The organism is Bdellovibrionales bacterium, assembly GCA_019750295.1.
Taxonomy (GTDB): Bacteria; Bdellovibrionota; Bdellovibrionia; order Bdellovibrionales; family JAGQZY01; genus JAIEOS01.
The window spans coordinates 1-18807 of sequence record JAIEOS010000048.1; the positions used below are offsets into that span (position 1 = coordinate 1).

Annotated in this window: 17 protein-coding genes; 8 read left to right on the plus strand and 9 right to left on the minus strand. The window is 46.5% G+C overall.

The annotated features are described in order from the left end of the window. The 8 genes from gyrA to K2Q26_09210 all read left to right on the plus strand — a co-directional run. On the plus strand, window positions 1–2212 hold a 2212-nt coding region (gyrA, locus tag K2Q26_09175), incomplete at its 5' end, for a DNA gyrase subunit A (protein MBY0315678.1). After that, the gene (locus tag K2Q26_09180; GenBank protein MBY0315679.1) at window positions 2184–3128 is read left to right on the plus strand and encodes a tetratricopeptide repeat protein; all 945 of its coding nucleotides are present in this window, start codon (window positions 2184–2186) and stop codon (window positions 3126–3128) included. The genes gyrA and K2Q26_09180, both read left to right, overlap by 29 nt. Further along, window positions 3125–3328: a hypothetical protein gene (locus tag K2Q26_09185; protein ID MBY0315680.1), complete on the plus strand. Its 204-nt coding sequence runs from the start codon at window positions 3125–3127 to the stop codon at window positions 3326–3328. Before K2Q26_09180 ends, K2Q26_09185 begins: the two co-directional genes overlap by 4 nt. Then, complete coding sequence (locus K2Q26_09190; GenBank protein MBY0315681.1) at window positions 3325–3681, plus strand: hypothetical protein; 357 nt, start codon at window positions 3325–3327, stop codon at window positions 3679–3681. The genes K2Q26_09185 and K2Q26_09190 overlap by 4 nt, the downstream gene beginning before the upstream one ends. Window positions 3682–3698: 17 nt before the next feature. Continuing rightward, entirely contained in the window at window positions 3699–4388 is a 690-nt protein-coding gene (gene atpB, locus K2Q26_09195; protein ID MBY0315682.1) for a F0F1 ATP synthase subunit A, read from the plus strand. Between the two features lie 19 nt (window positions 4389–4407). After that, window positions 4408–4761, plus strand: a complete 354-nt coding sequence (locus K2Q26_09200) for an ATP synthase F0 subunit C (protein MBY0315683.1) — start codon at window positions 4408–4410, stop codon at window positions 4759–4761. Window positions 4762–4915: 154 nt separating this feature from the next. Beyond that, a complete protein-coding gene (locus K2Q26_09205) occupies window positions 4916–6700 on the plus strand; it encodes a hypothetical protein (protein MBY0315684.1) in 1785 nt (594 codons plus the stop codon). Between the two features lie 370 nt (window positions 6701–7070). After that, window positions 7071–8459, plus strand: a complete 1389-nt coding sequence (locus K2Q26_09210) for a S8 family serine peptidase (GenBank protein ID MBY0315685.1) — start codon at window positions 7071–7073, stop codon at window positions 8457–8459. Window positions 8460–8858: 399 nt separating this feature from the next. Here K2Q26_09210 and uvrA read toward each other — a convergent pair whose 3' ends face one another. The 9 genes from uvrA to K2Q26_09255 all read right to left on the minus strand — a co-directional run bounded on the left by uvrA (window position 8859) and on the right by K2Q26_09255 (window position 18803). After that, the gene (gene uvrA / locus K2Q26_09215; GenBank protein MBY0315686.1) at window positions 8859–11483 is read right to left on the minus strand and encodes an excinuclease ABC subunit UvrA; all 2625 of its coding nucleotides are present in this window, start codon (window positions 11481–11483) and stop codon (window positions 8859–8861) included. 1 nt (window position 11484) lies between these two features. Next, a complete protein-coding gene (locus K2Q26_09220) occupies window positions 11485–12843 on the minus strand; it encodes a phosphomannomutase/phosphoglucomutase (GenBank protein ID MBY0315687.1) in 1359 nt (452 codons plus the stop codon). Next, entirely contained in the window at window positions 12836–13840 is a 1005-nt protein-coding gene (locus K2Q26_09225; GenBank protein MBY0315688.1) for a 4-hydroxythreonine-4-phosphate dehydrogenase PdxA, read from the minus strand. The genes K2Q26_09220 and K2Q26_09225 overlap by 8 nt, the downstream gene beginning before the upstream one ends. Next, window positions 13827–14777 (minus strand): SurA N-terminal domain-containing protein, encoded by a 951-nt coding sequence (locus tag K2Q26_09230; GenBank protein MBY0315689.1) that lies wholly within the window; start codon window positions 14775–14777, stop codon window positions 13827–13829. Before K2Q26_09230 ends, K2Q26_09225 begins: the two co-directional genes overlap by 14 nt. Continuing rightward, on the minus strand, window positions 14774–15622 hold the full coding sequence (locus K2Q26_09235; protein MBY0315690.1) for a peptidyl-prolyl cis-trans isomerase: 849 nt from the start codon (window positions 15620–15622) through the stop codon (window positions 14774–14776). Before K2Q26_09235 ends, K2Q26_09230 begins: the two co-directional genes overlap by 4 nt. A 127-nt stretch (window positions 15623–15749) precedes the next feature. Continuing rightward, complete coding sequence (locus K2Q26_09240) at window positions 15750–16547, minus strand: peptidylprolyl isomerase (protein MBY0315691.1); 798 nt, start codon at window positions 16545–16547, stop codon at window positions 15750–15752. Between the two features lie 114 nt (window positions 16548–16661). After that, on the minus strand, window positions 16662–17309 hold the full coding sequence (locus tag K2Q26_09245; protein ID MBY0315692.1) for a lysophospholipid acyltransferase family protein: 648 nt from the start codon (window positions 17307–17309) through the stop codon (window positions 16662–16664). A 51-nt stretch (window positions 17310–17360) separates the two neighbouring features. After that, window positions 17361–18059 carry a hypothetical protein gene (locus K2Q26_09250; GenBank protein ID MBY0315693.1) on the minus strand — a complete coding sequence of 233 codons (699 nt, stop codon included), beginning with the start codon at window positions 18057–18059 and terminating at the stop codon, window positions 17361–17363. A 3-nt stretch (window positions 18060–18062) separates the two neighbouring features. Continuing rightward, entirely contained in the window at window positions 18063–18803 is a 741-nt protein-coding gene (locus K2Q26_09255) for a hypothetical protein (GenBank protein ID MBY0315694.1), read from the minus strand. Window positions 18804–18807 lie beyond the last annotated feature (4 nt).

An 18807-nucleotide genomic window follows, 5' to 3' on the forward strand; every position in this document is an offset into this window, starting at 1 on the left:
GGATGTGGCGGCTTACGACACGATGGTGCGTATGGCGCAGGAGTTCTCGCTTCGCTACCCTCTCATCGACGGGCAAGGAAACTTTGGTTCGATTGATGGAGATAGCCCGGCGGCCCAGCGTTATACCGAAGTTCGGATGACGAGCTTGGCGGAACAACTTCTCGCGGACATCGAAAAAGAAACTGTTCCATTTATTCCTAACTACGATGACTCGTTGGTGATTCCCGAAATTTTACCAGCGAAGTTCCCAAATCTTTTGGTCAACGGAAGTTCTGGTATTGCCGTAGGGATGGCGACAAACATTCCTCCTCACAACCTGGGTGAAGTCATCGACGGTTGTATTGCTATTATCGAAAACCCTAATCTCGGTGAAGATGAACTGATCAGCCTAATTCCTGGGCCTGATTTCCCAACCGCCGGCGTAATTGCTGGTAAGAACGGAATTCTTTCCGCTTACAAAAAAGGTCATGGAATTATTTCGATAAAAGCTGTGGCCGATATCGTAGCGACAAAAGACCGCGAAGAGATCGTTGTCACAGAAATTCCCTACCAAGTGAATAAAGCGAAGTTGATCGAAACAATCGCCGACCTTGTTCGTGATAAAAAAATCGAAGGTATCTCGGATATCCGTGATGAGTCCTCTCGCGAAGGTATGCGCATTGTGATCATGATCAAGCGCAATGAAAACGCCAGCGTGATTCTCAATCGTTTATTTAAATACACTCAAATGCAGGTGAGTTTTGGTATTCGCCTCTTGGCTCTCGATGCGCGTAAGCGTCCGAAAGTCTTTACACTTCGCGAAGCTCTTGATGCGTTCATCGAGCATCGTAAAGATGTCGTGATTAAGCGCTGTGTGTTTGATCTTAAAAAGGCAGAGGCCCGCTCGCACATTTTAGAAGGATTGAAAAAAGCCATCGACATGATCGACGCGGTTGTCGCTACGATCCGCGCGGCCAAAGAGACGAGCGTCGCTAAAGCTCAGTTGATAGAAAAATTCGATTTCTCCGAGAAGCAAGCCCAAGCCATTTTGGAAATGCGACTCGCCCGTTTGACGGGTTTAGAAAGCCAAAAAATTATCGACGAATTGGCTGAACTGATGAAGACCATTGCTTGGCTCAAAGACGTTCTATCTGATGAAAAGAAAATATTCCAGATCATCAAAGAAGAGCTTTCCGAAATTAAAGCTAAGTACAATAATCCTCGTCGCACACAAATTGCGGCTGACGAAAATGATATCGAAGACGAAGATTTGATCGCCCAGGAAAAGATGGTGGTGAATATCACCAAGTCGGGTTACATCAAGCGGATCCCTATCGATCAATACAAAACGCAACGGCGTGGTGGTAAAGGCGTTAAAGGCGCCGAAACCAAAGAAGAAGATTACGTGACCGATATTTTTGTTGCGAATACCAAAACCAATCTGTTGGTGTTCACAAGTAAAGGAAAAGTTTATTGGACGAAAGTTTACAAACTTCCGCTCGGCAACCGAACATCTAAAGGAAAAGCGATTAACAACGTCGTACAAATCGATAGCGGTGAAACGGTCAAAGCGGTTCTCGCCATCGACGAGTTTAGAGATGATCGCTATATCGTGATGCTCACAGAAAAAGGGATTATTAAGAAAACGCCACTGAGCGCTTTCTCTAATCCGCGTCCGTCAGGGATTATTGCGTTGACGACAGATCTGGACGATAACCTGCTTGCGGCCAAGGTGAGTAATGGCACCGATAACTTCTTTATTTGTACGAAAGAGGGGATGTCGATTCGCTTCTCCGAAGACGACGTACGTCCTATGGGACGTTCTGCTCGTGGTGTAAAAGCAATCACTCTTGGCAAGGAAGATAGCGTTGTGGGTATGGAGATCTTCTCTAAAGATGGCCAAGCGAATCTTCTTATCGTCACTGCGGGTGGATACGGTAAACGTGTGGCCATCGACGAGTATCGCGCTCAAAGCCGTGCCGGTGTCGGCGTGATCACTCAAAAAACGACGGATAAGATTGGCGAAGTTGTAACTTGCCGAACGGTTCTCAACACAGATGATATCGTTTTAAGTACGGATCAAGGGCAGACCATTCGAATGAGTTGTAATGAGATCTCAATTCTCGGTAGAAACACTCAAGGCGTGCGCCTCATCAGCCTCAAAGACGCTGAGTTTGTGACGAGCGCGGCGGTGGTGGGGGCCGATGAGTCCGATACCCCTCTCGACCAATAGAAGCGCCATCGTTAAAATGGCTGGATCCGTCGTTAGATGGTTAGTTGCTTGGTCGGTCAGCTTGTGCGGCGTACTCATCGTACGCCTCCGCGCTTCTCTCCCGCGCGCCTCGGCTGCAGCCATTTTAACGATGGCTTTAGTGTTGCCCGTATTTATGGGGCTGATTACTGGGTGTCATTCGTCGGATAAGACGAGTTTGTCGAGGGGGCGGAAGGCTCTTGAGAAGAACGATTACGATTCGGCCATTCGTGAGTTTAATAAGGTTGTAGAAAATAGCACAGATCCTAGCTTAATCAGTGAGAGCTCTCGCTTTCTCGCGGATATTTATATCGCGCAAAAAAAAGATTATAAAATGGGCCTTAAGTATCTCGATGTTTCCATCAATACATCGGCCAATGCGCTTTCTTCGCGCGAGTCGATGAAGCGCAAAGCGGCCGTGCTGTTTCATCACCTTTCACGCTATGAAGAGGCCATCCCCCTGTATGTTCGCCTCCTGGGATCAGACCCACTTTCTCCGGCGGAAACGGGAGAGTATCGGTTGAATTTGGCAAAAAGTTATTTTTTGTTATCGCAGTTTCAGCAGGCGCGCATCGAGGCTCAAAGAGTCCTTAAGGACAGTGAGGACCAGCAGCATCGTGACCGAGCCTCTAAGCTGATCGCCGACACTTATATCTCTGGAGACGGGGATGCAAAAGATGCGGCTGAGCAGTACAAAAAGATCATGGGTGATATTCAGGATGTGGAAACTAAAAAAGATATGGCGCTCAATTTAGCCTTATGGTTAGAACAAAAAGAAAAATATAAAGAGGCATTTACGGTCCTCGAAAATTTGAATTTAAAAGAGGATGAATTTATCGCCGCAAAGATGAAGCAGCTCGATCGGCTTTATCTTTTGCAAACACGGAGGCCAAGATGAGTTCACAATTGGCGATCGCTCTCAAGTTGGGAGTCGAATTTCTCGGAAGTATGATCGGTGGGCTCGTTCTAGGTTATATCGCTCAAACCTATTTTGGAACATCGCCGACATGGAGTATGGGCGTGGGCGCCTTTGTTGGCCTCTTTCTTTGGGTGTATCGTGCCATTTTACTTCAGAAAAAAATTTCAGAGAACCGATGAAGCCATCTCTTCTCAGACAACAAATTGAACTTTTTGCCCTAAGCCTTGGAGCAGGAGTTGCCATAATCGCTATGAGCTCCTTTCTCACAGATTTATACGGCGCGAAACACATCGCCATCGGTGTCGTTTTGGGCCAAGCGAGCTGGCTTTTTAACGGTCTTTCGAGTTGGTTTTTATTCACCAAAAAACATATTGCCTGGATAGTGATGGTGAATGTAATAAAGTACGTAATTTTAGTAACTATTATTGTCGCAATCATTGCACGATTGAATGCGCCGCTCGTTGGAGTGGGATTGTTTCTCCATATAGTGGCCACGTCTTTAGCTTGGTATGCCTTCAAAGTTAGAAACTAAAATGTAAGGAAATAGACATGACTCACTTTAATTGGATTCAGCACATCACTCACGTTGATCACCACTATGTTCATGTGGCTACAGGCGCCGCAGTGGCCGTAGGAATTATTGCCCTTGGTCTCCGAGCCCGTCTTGCTCTCGGAAGTGGCGAAGCTGCTATCGCTCCAGCGCCAAAGTTGTCTGTCCGCGGAGTTTTCGAAATCGTCACTGAAGGAACATACAACGTGGCGGAACTTGTTCTTGGACACGATGGACCTAAATTTGTTCCTCTTGTGGCTTCGATTTTCCTATTTGTTTTGATTAATAACTTGGTGGGCTTGCTTCCGGGCATGACCCCCGCCACAGATAACTTCAACACCTCGTTTGCGATTGGTATTTTTTCTTTTGCTTACTACAACTACGTCGGTGTGAGAGACGAAGGGTTAAATTATTTTAAACACTTCCTGGGGCCAGTATGGTGGCTCGCATGGCTTGTACTTCCGATCGAGCTGATTTCACATGCCTTCCGCCCATTAACACTGGGGATTCGATTGGCAGGGAATATCACGGCAGATCACACGGTTCTCGGCGTGTTCCTCGAGATCGCTCCGTGGGTTGTACCGGTGGCCTTCTATATGATGGGGCTCATCGTTAGCATTATTCAGGCATTTGTATTTGCATTATTAACATTAGTTTACGTCATGTTGGCGAAGGCGCATGATCACTAAAATACGAAAGGAAAAAAACATGAGAAACATTTCTAAAACAGCAGCAGTATCCCTAGGTGCATTGCTCGTATCCGTTCCTGCATTTGCTCAGACTACAGGTAATGGCGACTTGTCATTCATCGGTATGATGGCGATCGGGGCCGCTATTGCCATCGGTCTAGCGGCATTCGGTGCAGCGTCTGGCCAAGGTAAAGCCGCAGCCGCAGCTCTTGATGGTATCGCTCGTAATCCTTCAGCTTCTGGAAGCATGTTCCTACCTTTGGTATTGAGCTTGGTTTTCATGGAAGCTTTGGGAATTTTAGCATTCCTCGTTGGTAACGGATTGGTGTCCAGCTTGGTTGAAGTCCTTAAGAAAGTCTTCGGTCTAGCTTAATTATCCGATCAGAGTCGTCCTGGGTGAAAGAAAGGATCTTGCGAGATCCTTCATCTTCGTTCAGGATGACCGTCTAGTTCGTTCCTATCTTCGAATGGACTGTCTCAGTCTGAGACTTTGTTAAGGTTTTTCCATAAATTCCGATAAGATCCCTATGGAAAAAACAGGTACCTTTTGCGCCCTCTTTTTATATTCAAATCTGAGCGCATCACTTCCTCTTATTAATGGACTCAAAGATAAAGGTGTCGATGGCCGTGTTGTTTCCTCATCTGCTGAACTCATTCAATCTATTGTTAAGATTAATGTCGATGTGATTGGAATTAGCGTCAATCATCCGAGCTCTGTCAGCATACTTCAGGTGATCAAGAGCAACACTCACATTCCGGTCATTCTCTTTGGAGAAGATGATAAGCCTGACACGCTTAAAAAAATACAAAACCAGCCCGCCGACTTTAAAATTAACGGTACGATTTCGACCTACAATATTTGGATGAAATTGAGCGGGATGATTAAAAAGAAAATGGAGCTTGCCGCTCCTCCCGTAGAGCCCAACAAAAAAGTCATCGGTGGAGGAAGGCCTACGGAAAATCCCGGTGGCGCGATCCATGTTAAAGGGGCTAAGCCTAAAGAGAAAACGAAAAAACCCACGGGTCTAGTGATCGATACATCAAAAATTGCAAAAGATCCTAAGACAAAAAAGATGGGGGCCATACTTCATACCGGGCCTAAAAAACAAAAAGCAAAATTAAAACCACCTAAAGTCATCAAAAATGCAGGCAAACCTCAAGAGAAGACTCAGATCCAGTTCTTTAGAAAAACAGAAGCCGAACTGGCCAAGATAAGAAGTGCACCTAAGGTTATTAAGAAAGATGTGGCGCAAGAGGCGCTCATTCAACCGAAGGAGATCAAGGTTATGCCTCAAGAAGAGGGCTTATCTCAAGGTCAAGTCAAGCAGATGGATACTGCCGAACAAGTGATTGGCTCCGTTCAAACTACTGGAGGAGACACTCAAGGGGTAGGCTCTGTGAAAAGCGTGGATGGCTTTCAAAGCCAGAGCAACGCACTTCCTTCAATGGAAGCGACTGCCGTGGCGATCACTGGCGGTGACAGTGTTGATTCAGCGCCAGAAGTTAATAGTAATATTATCGATCTCAATAAAATTCGTGAGCAACGCCACCGGGACAATGCTGATGCGTTCGATGAGGACATGCAGCCTAAGCTGATCCAACTCGATCCGATAGAGCGAGAACGTATTCGCAAAATGTTTAAAGATGCGGCCTATAGCTCATTGACTAATTTTTTCCAAAATGTCGGCAACTCTCGCGTGGCGGATTTTAAGAACGTCAGCAAAATTACGGTGGTTCCTGTCGAAAACAAAGACGAGAGCGGCTATATCGTTTTTTGTAAAAGAGATGGGGCTCATCTTCCTGAAGAGGTTATACGTTCCTTTAATCAGAATTTAGTGGCGAATATCAGTAATCCTGAAAGCAAATATAAAATCGAAGAGATGTTTACGTTTGAATTGGAAGCGTTTGATCTTACAACTTGGGCGGAAGCGAATGGACAATTTTACTTTACGACGGAGCTTGCGGCCGAGAGCTCTCCAGTGATGATGTGTTACTTTGATCGTAATCCGGTTTACCCGTTCACTCGATATATAGAAGAAACCGGAATGTATAAAATGGATCTGATGGAACTTCCAGCGAACGTACCGGTCACATTCGACGCTTATATATATTTTATTAGAAATAAACGAACGGCACTTTACCTTCGTCGAGGCGGAAGCTTTAGTTCGAAACAAATTCAGCGATTATTTCGCCGCGGATTTAAATCTCTTCTCATCAAAGAAGAGGATTTACGTATTTATACCGAGTTTTACGTCAAGCGCTCGCTCCTTAGAGATCTTCAATCGGTCATCGTCAAAAAAGAAGCCGCATAAATCACGGAAAACTAGACTAGTCCTTAGTACTAACATTTTGTCCCAATCAAAAGTCTTGGCGAACATGCTTTGCTCATAATAATATCCTTTATGTTGTTATTAAAATAACTAATGTGCTCGGAAGGAATCGAGAGGCATTACAAAACAAATAATTCACCAAAGGATGGTGCCCATGAAAAATCTTTTATTCCTTTTTTCTTTTCTTATCGTGAATCAAGCCCTGGCCAGTTCTGAATATCTTGTGCAATTGCAGGATGGCGTAGATGCAAATGCTATCTATGAACGCTTTGGTGATGCTGAAGTGGAAGATCTTGGTTTTAACAACTGGTACAAAATCACAACCGAAGAACAAAATGTTCATCGAAAAAGTATGCCTTCGTTTGTGAGAAATATCGAAAAGAACGGTAAACTCAAAATCGCTCTTCATAAAGCTCACGAAAATCGTGAAGACGGCGGATTTCCCTTCCCCATTCCCGGTATGCCTGGAAATGGTGACGACGGCGGTGGCGGAGGCGGACTCCCTTTCCCAATCCCTGGTTTTCCTGGTGACGGTGGAGGAGACGATGGAAACGGTGGACTTCCCTTTCCAATTCCTGGCTTCCCTGGTGAGGGTGGAGACGGCGGAAATGGCGGCGGATTCCCAGGCCTACCCGGTGGTGGCGGTGGGGGATCTACAGCCAGCGGTGATCCCGCGATTCCTACAAATTTCGTAGAAACCACGGGCCCAGATAAAGACAGTACCAAGCAATGGGGTATGACAGATATCGGTTTAACAGAAGCTTGGAACACTGGTGGAACGCAAGGTTCTGCAGAAATCGTTGTTGCGGTGATCGATACAGGAATCGACTACACCCACGAAGACCTTGCAAAAAATATTTGGCGCAATCCTGGTGAAACAGGAACCGATGGTTCTGGAAAAGATAAAGCTACGAATGGCGTTGATGATGATAACAATGGTTACATCGACGACGTTGTGGGATGGGATTTCGCTAAGAATGATAGCAAACCCTACGACACCAAAGGCGCCAATCCTGGTCACGGAACTCATTGCGCAGGGAACATCGGCGCGGCCGTAAATAATGGTAAAGGTATTGTCGGTATCGCACCGAACGTAAAAATGATGGCTCTACGTTTCCTCACTGAAAAAGGCGAAGGGGATATCGCGGGAGCTTTAAAGGCGATCAAGTACGGAGCTGATAACGGAGCTCGAATTCTTTCTAACTCTTGGGGTTCTGAAGGTGATGGAACTGGCGATGGCCAAAATGATGAAGAAGATGCAGCGGCTAGCAAAGCTCTTCAAGACGTTATTTCGTACGCTAAAGATAAAGGTGTCTTATTCATCGCAGCGGCTGGAAACGGAAAAGCTCCTTTCGGTATCGGTTATGATAACGACACGGATAAAAAACCAGCCTTCCCAGCAAGCTACGACGTTGAAAACATCGTGAGTGTTGCAGCTTTAAATAGCCAAGATCGTCTCGGTCAATTCTCCAATTGGGGTAAACGTACAGTAGATATCGGCGCTCCGGGTGTTGGTGTTTACTCAACAGTTCCAGGTAACAAATACATGAACATGGATGGAACTTCTATGGCATGTCCTCACGTTGCTGGAGCTGCGGCTCTTTACTGGTCGAAGCACCCGAATGCGACTTGGTTGGATGTGAAAAATGCTCTCATTCAATCGGCTAAACCGATTAGTGCGTTGAACAATAAGTCTGTGAGCGGTGGTAAACTTGATCTTCGCAAATTAATGTCGATGTAAGTTTAGTCCTTCCAATAGTGATTTGCTTAACTGACCCGGGAAGTTCTCCCGGGTTTTTTATTTTTATCCTGGAAATTTAAAAATGAATGGTTCCCTCCCTGACCTTCGCGGGTGCAAAGCGTCTTCGGATTGCGTCACTTCGTGAGCGCAACCCGGATACGCATTGCTCGCACAGGACGGTTCGGAACCATTCATTTTTAAATTTCCAGGATAAAAATAAAAAATCGCGTTTGGTGTTTTGGGGTTCGCTGCGCGTTTGTGCTGCTTAATTCGCGGGTGTGGATGTTCGATCTTTTGGTAGAAGTGTTTTTTTGCATTTCTTTATCATTGGGTATTACAGTCACTTATTTACTTAGATGGGCGTAATACATTAGCGAGAGATATAAGGCCTAGCCCTTTTTATTTGAGGGCTTTGTGGTGGTTTTTTAGGTATTGGCCCGTGACGCTGGATTTGTTTTTTATGATTTGTTCGGGGGGGCCGAAGCCGATGACTTCGCCCCCGTTTTTTCCGCCCTCGGGGCCGAGATCGATCACGTAGTCGGCGGAGAGAACTAAATCAAGGTTGTGTTCGATGACGACGACCGTGTGGCCCATCTCTACGAGGCGGTGCAGAATTTGGGAAAGTTTGGCGATGTCGTGGGTGTGGAGGCCGGTTGTGGGCTCGTCGAGAATATAGAGTGTTTTTGATGAGCTGGCTTTGGAGAGCTCGCGACTGAGTTTAATCCGCTGGGCTTCTCCACCGGACAATGTGGTGGAGCTTTGTCCGAGCGTGATGTAATCGAGGCCGACCTCGCTAAGGACTCTCAGTTTTTTTGCGATCGCCGTGTGATTTTCGAAGAACGGTAAGGCTTCGGCCACGGTCATTTCTAATACGTCGGCGATATTTTTGTCTTTATACTTAATGAGCATTGTCTCAGGCGAATATCTTCGCGTTTGGCAGGAGTCGCACGGCACGTAAGAGTCCGCGAGGAATTGGAGACTTGTTCGAATGTAACCGGCGCCCATACACGTTTCGCAGCGTCCGCCTTTGACGTTAAAACTAAAGTGCCCCGGAGTGTAACCGCGCATTTTGGCATCGGGAAGATTCGAGAAGAGATCGCGAATTTGGGGGAACAGTCCCACGTAGGTTGCGGGACAAGATCTTGGAGTTCTACCGATGGGCTTTTGGTTGATGGGTAAAATTCTTTCCAGTTGGTCAAGCCCAGAGATCTTTTGATAAGACATTGGAGATAAACCGAGATTCACACGGCTATAGGTTTGCGCGGCCACGGGCAACAGAGTGTCCATAATCAAAGTGGATTTCCCACTCCCCGACACTCCGGTCACTGCGGTGAAATTGCCGAGAGGAATGGAGACATCTACATTTTTAAGATTGTTTCCAGACGCCCCTTCAATTTTTAAAAAACCAAAGTCTTGTTTTCGACGAACACTCGGAACGGGGAAAACGCGCTGGCGAGAAAGATACTGTCCGGTGAGACTCTCTTTGGAATTTCTGATTTCGTCGGGTGTCCCGGCAGCAATCACCGATCCCCCTTGCGATCCAGCGCCCGGGCCGATATCTATCACGTAATCGGCGCTCGCAATAGTCTCTTCATCGTGCTCGACGATCAGTACGGTGTTCCCGCGGTCTTTGATTTCTGTAAGAAGCTTTAAAATATTAGCGTGATCGCGAGGGTGTAAACCAATACTGGGCTCATCAAGAACATAAAGAACTCCAATGAGAGGAGCTCCCACTTGCGACGCCAAACGAATGCGTTGCGCTTCCCCTCCGGATAAAGTTCGTGTGCGTCGACTTAAGCTTAAGTAGCCGGCGCCGGCGGTGGTTAAGTACTGGAGCCGATAGACGATCTCTTCGAGAATTTTCTCGGCGATCACCAGGCTCTTGCCGGTGAGATTCATGGTCTTAAAAAACTGAAGCAGATCTTCTACCGCTAAATTTGAAAGTTCCATGACATTTTTTTCGTCGATAAGAATATTCAAAGCCTCTTTTTTTAATCCCGTGCCAAAACAGGTGGCGCAGCTTCTAAGAACCGGAGTGAGGGTTGATTCTTCGTCGTCAGACTCTTTATCTGTTTTGATTTTCCAGCGTGTCTGTTTGGTTCGAGTGACCTCATCTCCGCGCGTGAGGACCTCTTCGTCGTACTCTTCGATATCGAGTGTTCCTAAACCATTGCAAGCTTCGCAGGCGCCCTTGGGATTGTTAAAACTAAAGAGGAGCGGATCGATCTCGCCAAAGCTATAACCACAAACTGGGCAGGCTCTATGAATAGAATAGTGCTGACTATTTCCGCCGGGGACCTCTATGGTCACGTGGCCCTCTGCGAGAGAAAGGCTTTTGTTAATGCTTTCGCTAATCCGTGTTTTATATTTGTCCTCGACGACTAGCTTATCAATAATGATGTCGATATCGTGCCGTTTTGTTTTTTGCAGCTTGAGGTCTTCTCGAATCTCTACGAGCTCTCCATCAATTTTTGCGCTGACAAAACCGAGCTTGGCCCACTTTTGAAACTCTTTACTGAACTCGCCCTTTTTACTCCGGGAAACGGGAGCGGAGATAATGATCTTTGTACCCTTGGGCATGGCGAGTACGTCTGCCAAAATTGTTTCGGGCAATTGTCCTTCGGCCGGTACCTTGTGCTCAGGGCACATCGGCACACCGATCTTCGCAAAGAGCAAACGCAAGAAATCATAAACTTCAGTCACCGTTCCCACGGTGGAGCGAGGACTATTACTAATCGTTTTTTGATCAATAGCAATGGCTGGAGATAAACCAGAAATAGAATCCACGTCCGGCTTTTTTAATTGATCCAGGAAGTGACGCGCGTAATTGGAAAGACTGTCCATGTAGCGGCGCTGGCCTTCGGCATAAATGGTGTCGAAGGCGAGACTTGATTTCCCGCTCCCACTGAGACCAGTGATGACGGTAATCTTATTTTTTGGAATCGAAACCGCAATATCCTTAAGATTATGCTCTCGAGCGCCACGGACATCGATAAATAAACGTCTTCCAGGTTTTACTTCCATCTTATAACAAAGGCTCCACGATTTTAAGGACCGACGAACTCATTTCGTCCAGTCGCTTTTGAGTTTGTGCTTCGAAGCGAACAACAACAACAGGTTGAGTATTGGAAGCACGAACCAATGCCCAGCCATCAGGAAAGCTCACGCGAACGCCATCGATAAAATTAAGTTGGACACCGGGCAGGGATTTAAAATGCTGAGTAAGAGTCTCGACAATCTTAATTTTCTTTTCCTCGGTGGTGTCCAAGCGAATTTCGGGTGTGCAGAACGCAGACGGAAGACCCGCCATAAGTTCTTTTAAAGTTTTACCGGTCTGGGAAATAATTTCGATTAAGCGCAAGCCAGCATAAAGAGCGTCGTCATAACCGTAGTTACGATCGGAAAAGAAAATATGACCGCTGAGTTCCCCACCAAACGGAGATTTTTCTTCTTTAATTTTGTTTTTCACCAAACTGTGACCGGTCTTCCACATAATGGGTTTGCCCCCATTTTTTTCGATGTCTGTGTACATACGATCGGAGCACTTGACGTCACCAATGATTTTCGCACCGGGGTTCGTCTTAAGAATCGCTCGGGACCAAATGACCATAAGCTCATCGCCTAATAAAAAGCGCCCTTCTTCGTCAACAACACCGATCCGATCACTATCGCCATCAAAGCCAACTCCAAGCATTGCCTTTTTGGCCTTCACTTCTTTTTTAAGATCTTCTAAGTTTTCTTCGACTGTAGGATCAGGATGGTGATTGGGAAAGCGGCCGTCAGGTTGCTCAAAAAGAATCGTTGGTTTGAGTCCGACAGCCTCATAGAGTCTGCGAGCGACAATCCCGGCAGCGCCGTTTCCGCAGTCAATGACAACCGGGATTGGTTTTAAGTCTTTAAACTCTTCTTTATGCTTTGCCACATACGGCGCGAAAATATCGTAGGCCTCGTGAGTGCCCGAGCCCGAGACCCACTCTTTTTGATCAACAATTTCGCCCAACTTGAGAATGTCCTTACCAAAAATCGTCGACTTTCCAACGGAAATCTTAAAACCGTTGTAGTCGGGTGGATTGTGGCTCCCTGTAATCATCATTCCACCATCGGCATCGAGATAAAACATTGAGAAGTAAGACATTGGAGTGGTGATAAGACCAAGAGTTTTAACCTGAGCTCCCCCATCGGTAAAACCTTTTAAGAGCGATTGAAAAATACCGGGGCTTGAAATCCGTGCATCGTACCCTAAAGTCAGGTGAGGATTTTTCTTTCCCTGTTGATGAAGATAAGTGACGAAAGCTCGGCCCAGTTGATAAGCAAAGTCGAGATCAAAGTCTTTTTCGAAAACTCCACGAATATCATACTCTCTAAAAATAAAATTTTTATGCAAAGCCTTCTCCTTGTAAAAATGCATTGGCAGAAAATTGTTCTCGGCTCAAGTTCACGGCCCAATCTAGAGCCGAAACCATCGAAGACGGATCCGCGATATTTTTTCCGGCAATATCCTTGGCGGTGCCATGCTCGACGCTGGTCCGAATAAACGGGAGACCGAGGGTTAGATGACATCCCGATTTGTGCTGATGAGCCATCTTAAATGGAATCAAGCCTTGATCGTGATAAGGACATACAAAAAAAGAATAACGAGACCAATTTTTTTGTAAAAATGCAGCGTCGGGTACCAAAGGCCCCTCGATCGGAAATTTATCCTTTTGCATTCGAGCGATCAAGGGTTCAAAGATCGAAGCTTCTTCGCTCCCAATGAGCCCGGATTCTCCAGCATGGGGATTGAGACCTAAGAGACCAATTTTGTTGGCGCCTTTCTTTTTGAGGTGGCCCGACATAGAATGCGCGGCCAAAAGCGCTGTCGTCAGGCGCCGCTCGGTGAGAAGCGCCGGAATCTGAGACAGTGGCCGATGTCCGGTCACCAGCAAAACGTTAAAGTGCTTTCCGAGAAACGTCATAAAAAGTTCTTTCGCTCCGGTCACGCGCGAGAGGATGTCGGTATGCCCAATATCTTTAAGTCCTGAATCCTGAATCAACGTCTTCGATAAGGGCGCTGTCACTAAAGCCTCTAGGTGTCCGTAGGTTGCGGCTTGTGCGGCGGAGTCCACCCACAGAGGAAGAGCGGTGGTACTACAAATATCAGCGATTTCCTTGTGAGAGCCAACGCCGCCCTTAAGCGCATCGGCCCAAGTCGTGTAGACCACACGGCTAAATTTTTTATCAATGAGTCGCAAATATTTTTTCGGAAATTGCGGAGATCTCCAGAGGAAGAAGTGAACATTTCTTTGCGGCCCTATTTTATAGAGAGCTTTTGCCGTGACCTCCGGTCCGATGCCGTCTTGATCACCCGTTGTAATGCCGATTCGAACTTCACTTCTTTTCATTGAATTTAACCACGAAACTTTTTCGCTTTTGATTGAGCCAATACTCCATTTGTTCTTTGTAACTTTTAACAAAGAGCATTTGGAAGATTTGCTGCTTGCGCCTTTCGAAGTCAGGATTGTTCACAACTTTTCGAGAATTCAATTTAAAGATGTGGAAACCCATCGGAGTTTCTACAATCGTACTCGTCTCACCGCTGCGTAAATTTGTGACCGCAGCTTCAATGGTGGGAAGCATTTCACCGGACTTAAAGACTCCGAAAGAATCATCCTTTTCCGACGGATTGAACTTTCGTTGAACCACAGTGAAAGACTGCCCCTGCAATGCCTTGAGAGCTTCTTGCGCGCGCTCCTGAGATTTTTTTCGTTGCTCCGAGTTTTTGGCGGGGAACAAAATATGCGACAAATTGTATTCAAAGGCTTGTCCTGAGGACGCCCCTTTATTGTTAGACATGTAGTGGTCCATAATATCTTCATCAGAGAGTTTGATTTTAGAAGAAACGTGGAAGCGCACGACCTCTTTGCGCGCCAAGTTTTTTCTTAGAAAGTTACGGTAATCCCTAAGTGTAAGCCCCTTGCTCGCAAGAAGTGAGGAAAGATGGGCCTCGCCCCCTTTGCCTTGGATTTCTTTATTTACAGCATCGTCGGTGATATTGATGCCCAGTTTTTTGGCCTCGGAGTCCATGAGCTTTTCGCCGATCATCCGCTCCACCAGTTTACTTTGGTCTTTAAGACTTTCCTCAATCGCAGACTCGTCGGGAAAGATCAAGTCGTCATAGAGCAAGCGGCTGCGCAATTGCTTTTGGTATTTTTCAATATCGGAATAGGTGATCATTTCTTCGTTCACGGTGACGTAGGTTCCGTCGATCAATTCAGCGGCCTGAGTTTGCGAAATCCCCGCGAAGAGGAACACTCCAAAAGTTATCATCCAAAAATTCATAAGCTCTCCTGGTACGCGGGATTCAATGACTCCAGTAGAGAAGCATCCACGACGATCTTCGACGTCTGAGTTTGTTCTTCAAGCCAGCGCTGGTAGGCGGCATTCAATCCATCTTCCTTAATAGCACGAATTATCTGTTCGCGAACCTCTTTCATCGGCGGAACGGGGGTTTTTTTAACCTCAATGACCTCGAAAAGGTGAAACCCCTGAGGGCTCTCAAAAATCTGAGAGCTGACGCCTCGGGGAAGCTTAAAGGCCGCGTCAATTACCGTAGAAGATCCTTTTTCTAGCCACCCCATGTCGCCCCCTCTCTGCGCTTCGGCCGAGAGAGAGTATTTACGAGCCACTTCGTAAAAAGGCATTTTTTGAGAGCGAATAAGCTGGAGGAGTTGTTGAGCGTCGTCCTTACTTTTCACAAACACCTGGCGTAAGTGGATTTTTTCACTGGCAAAGTGGTCTTTGTTTTTTTGATAATAAAGCTCAATGTCTTCGTCACGGACGGGGATTTTTTCTGCCAATAAAGTAAAAAGCTTCTGTTTCAGCTGAAGGAACCGGAGCGGTCGCTCGATTTCGGAAAGCGGGGCCGAGGCCAAGGGGAGCTTGGCCCAGTTCTCGACGAGGAGTTCTTCGATAATTTCTGCAGTCAGCTCTTTCTTAATTTTTTTAATACGGACGGGATCTTTGATTTCGACACTGTCGTATTCGGAAACTTTTGTGATCAGACGCTGTGAGTATTCGGTCGTCGTCAAATGGCGATCATTGACCGAAATGACGGGCTTACGAGACAGGGGCGACCAACACGCATTGAGAAGAATGGTAAATCCCAAATAAAAGAAAAACCGCATTCGGGGACAATACGTTGTTGAGACCGGAAATTCAATGGAAGGTTTGTCGAACGTTGTCCCAATTCGGGTGTTACTCAGGTGGATGGACCCGCTGAGGATGACGGGCCCACCGAGCTCAAAATGAGTTCTAGATTTTTTTATTCACTTGGATTTTATATTTGCTGCGTAAGCCACCGATAAATTTATCATAGGCCGCTTTTTTCTTTTCCTCTTGAACCGCTAATCTCAAGATGGAGCGGTCGGCATCAGCGAAAGGCTTTTTGCCTGTTAATTTCACGATAAAATAGCCGTAAGGGGTTTCTATGATATTGGAAATTTGTCCAACGCGCATCTGTACCGCAGCACGATAAAGTGCAGGGTGATGGGTCAGGCGCGTCTGCCAACCAATATCCCCACCCGTTTTGTTGGACATCACATCGTCGCTGTAAATCTTCACCAGATCTTCGAATTTACGATTGCTTTTCTTCACGTTGTCGTAGATTTCCTGAGCACGCTTTTTAGCTTCCGCTTTTTGCTCGGCAGTCACATCGGGGCGAACTTCAACCATGATATGGCTTGTACGAATTTCAGGATATTTTGCATAATAGCTTTTCATCTCGTTCTCGGAGACATCGATCTTGGCGACCTTAGGGCCCAACTCTTTTTCCACAAAGCCTTTATATAATTCTTGCTGCATTCGCTCTTTGATCTCGGGGTCGTTTTCAAGGCCTCGCTTTTGGGCCTCTTGCAAACCGACTTCGAAATTGATGAGGTCTTCGAGAAGAGTTTTTTTATCCGGAACTTCGATCATCTGCTCGGAGAGCGCTTGATGGCGTTCGTCTAACTCTTTGGCGGTGATTTCTTTGTTGCCGATTTTAGCAACGACTTGGGCCAAACTCAAAGAAGGCGCTAGGATTAAGATCATAAATGCAGAGAAAAGCTTCATTGCAAACTCCATGGTGAATGTACATAAATCTTACCAACCCACCTCCTGAGCGTCACCTCACAAGCCAGACTAAAGGATGTAAAGAACGGCCTAGTTATTTGGGATTTGAAAGACTTATGTTTGCGGAAATGGAGTTGAGCGGTTTTTTTCGAGATAGGAGAGGCAGATTTTTTTGTGGGCCTGGAGGGAGTCGGCGATTACTTGTTTTTTTTGCTCGAACTCGTCTGGGTTCGTCACGGTGATGGGCTCGCTCCAGCTCACCACGATTTTCGAAAATGGGAGTGGGATCTCCATCTTGTTCCACGATTTTTGAAGGACATACGTTTTGGAAGCGGCCATGGAAATTGTGTAGACCGGAGATCGAATCACGCGAGAGATTTCTAGAACACCTTGCTTCACTTGGTGTCTTGGGCCTCTCGGTCCATCCACCGCTACACTGGGGCGCCAACCCTCTTTGGACAATCTTAGGATACCTTTGAGAGCCCCTACGGCTCCCCTCGACGACGATCCGCGGGACACCTTCGATCCGCTCAGTTCGATCACTTTCGTAATCAGCTCTCCATCTTTACTGTGGGAAACCATTGCGGCTGCGTGATAAGGCTTTAGAAGGTGAAGTAAACCCACCTCTTCGCCATGCCAATGAGCGATGACGAAGATAGAATTTTCTTTAAGAGCTTTCTTTAAAGACTCAGATTCGAGGACTTCAACCGTCCAAGTCCACTGGAGAAGTTTATAGAATGCAAAAACAAAATAAGCGAACATGCCGTTCAATTTATAGCAAAGGTCGACCAAGCTGAATAGGGAAACTTATTCTTAAGGCTGAGAATCTTTGAGAACTTGCTTCAGCCGAGCTATATCTGAATTGAGATTTTGTACAATCGCATCCAGTCGAGATTCCTCAAAAACAACAAACGCCGTCTCCCCTGTAATAATGTAAGAAAGAGCGACACCACCCACAGTCACGACGGGCCAGCTTCGTAATCCTCGGGCAACGCGAGTCCCTAGTGATGGTGAGATGCGGGGTTCGACGATCAGGTGAGCGGCTTTGATTTCTCGCAATTCTTTAAGGCGTGCTCGTACGCGAAAGAGAGTCATGTCATCGCTCCGCAGAGTCTCGAGAAGATTTAAGCGGGTCTCTAAGCGTATTTCTTGATCGAGGTATTTCTCGATTTTTTCCAACCAAACTCGTTGTTCTATTGGCATTGCTGTGAGCTGAGCGGTCACTCGAGCTCCCGCCAGGGTAGAGCCAAAAACGGCAGGAATAGCGATAGCAACGGTAGTGCGATCAAGTCCTAAATGTTGATTTACAAAGCGGGAGGTTTCAATCGACGAGACAAGTATTGTAGATAAGGCGATCTGCGCTGCGATCTCTATGCGATTCAGATGGATCTGCTGCTCCAAATCTTTAAATGCAAGTTCTGTTGAGGACGGCACCATTTGGATTTCGGCTGCCCGTGCGCTACTGAATATGAGCAGCGTGGATAATGTGAGAGAACTGATTTTGTCGAACATAGTCTACTCCTTAATCGTCGACTCTTCCGGATAAAGAACCGCTCTTAAGCGATCGCGATCTTCTCTCAGTGAGATTAACTTTTCGTTGACCGCTTCGCGTCCCATATAAAGAACGACGACTTCCTCGTAGGTCGCCGCCAAAAGAGCCACGCCACCGACCATCATTACGCCGTGGGTGGCGAGTCGAAGTCCTCGGCGCATTTGGCGAGCGACTCGCACCATACGTTCGGGTTGGGTGAGAAGTTTGTGGTTACGAGCTTCGAGAGCATAACTATAATCGCGCTTCCGCACGGCTAAAAGCTGTTGCCGGTGCTCATTAAAATGAGGATCCACCGTACCCATGCGCCCCAGAGCTCTTGTAATGCCCGTTAAATTGGATTCGGCCCTCACAAACTCTCGTTCGAGTTTGTCGAATTCCGCAAACCAAGGGATGTTGTCCTGAGTGGCACGAGTGATTGCTCGATCCAAGGAGTAGCCCATGGCCCCAATGGCCGAATTTCGGACGAGGGTAAAGGGAATACTCCACGCAATTTGCGATTTATCTAAATCAAAATATTCATTTACAAATTGCGCTTGTTCGATGGACAGAATCGAGATTTCAATGATCGCGAGATCTTTAAGAAGGGCCGTCCGATTTTGCTCTTCTAAGGCCTCGAGTGGAAGTAAAACGTAATTTTCTTTTTGCTGGGTATGCACCGTAAATGGGAGCAGAAAGAATATCGTATAAAGTAAAGTTTGTTTCATAAAA